This is a genomic window from Acidovorax sp. KPB24-07 (assembly GCF_057543315.1).
Map to the genome: position 1 here is coordinate 1 of NZ_BAAJYS010000641.1, position 1374 is coordinate 1374.

A 1374-nucleotide genomic window follows, 5' to 3' on the forward strand; every position below is an offset into this window, starting at 1 on the left:
TATCCGCCGCCCTGCCCGATGCCGCCGCCGGCCGCGCCGCCAACCCCGAATCCCAAGGCCACTGACATGAAACGCCGCCACTTCTTCTCCGGCGCCGCCACTGCCGTGGCCGCCGCCTCCGTGGGCCGCGCCGCCCTGGCCGCGCTGCCCGAAATCCCCCAGCACGGATCGGCCGACACCGCCGTGCCGCCGGCGCCGCCCACCGGGCGCCCGTTCCGCCCCGTGGTCACCCTGAACGGCTGGAGCCTGCCCTGGCGCATGAACGCCGGCGTGAAGGAATTCCACCTGGTCGCCGAGCCCGTGGTGCGCGAGTTCGCGCCCGGCTTCGTGGCCCACCTGTGGGGCTACAACGGGCAGAGCCCCGGGCCGACGATCGAGGTGGTCGAGGGCGACCGCGTGCGCATCTTCGTCACCAACCGCCTGCCCGAGCACACCAGCGTCCACTGGCACGGCCAGCGCCTGCCCAACGGGATGGACGGCGTCTCGGGCCTGAACCAGCCGGCGATTCCCGCGGGCAAGACCTTCGTGTACGAGTTCACCGCGCGGCGCCCGGGCACCTTCATGTACCACCCGCATGCCGACGAGATGACGCAGATGGCCATGGGGCTGATGGGCCTGTGGATCACCCACCCGCGGCTGGATGCGCGCGGGCGCCACCCGCTCATCGCCACGGCCGACCGCGACTACGCCTTTTTGCTCAACGCCTTCGCCGTGGAGGCCGGCACGCGCACGCCGCGCGTGAACGAGATGACCGACTTCAACATCTGGGCCTGGAACAGCCGCGTGTTCCCGGGCATCGACCCGCTGGTGGCGCGGCGCGGCGAGCGGGTGCGGGTGCGCGTGGGTAACCTCACCATGACCAACCACCCCATCCACATCCACGGCCACGAGTTCGAGGTGACCGGCACCGACGGCGGCGCGGTGCCCCCCGGCGCCCGCTGGCCCGAGGTGACCACCGACATCGCCGTCGGCCAGATGCGGCAGATCGAGTTCGTCGCCGACGAGCCCGGCGACTGGGCCGTGCACTGCCACAAGAGCCACCACACCATGGGCGCCATGGGCCACGACGTGCCCACCATGATCGGCGTGGACCACCGGGGGCTGGTGGCGAAGATCCAGAAGATCGTGCCCGACTACATGGTGATGGGCGAGCGCGGCATGGCCGACATGGGCGCCATGGAGATGCCGCTGCCCGAGAACACCCTGCCCATGATGACCGGCACCGGCCCCTACGGCCCGCTGGAGATGGGCGGCATGTTCAGCGTGCTCAAGGTGCGCGAGCACCTGGCCGCCGGCGACTGGCACGACCCGGGCGACTACGTGCAGCCGCCCGGCACGCAGGCGTGGGAATGGCGGGGCGCCGCGGCGGACCTG

The 1374-nt window shown here is 72.1% G+C and carries 1 protein-coding gene; it reads left to right on the top strand.

What is annotated here, in order from left to right:
- Nucleotides 1–66: 66 nt before the first annotated feature.
- Nucleotides 67–1374 (top strand): multicopper oxidase family protein (locus AC27IQ_RS24620; protein WP_487091158.1); only part of this gene is annotated, 1308 nt, incomplete at its 3' end.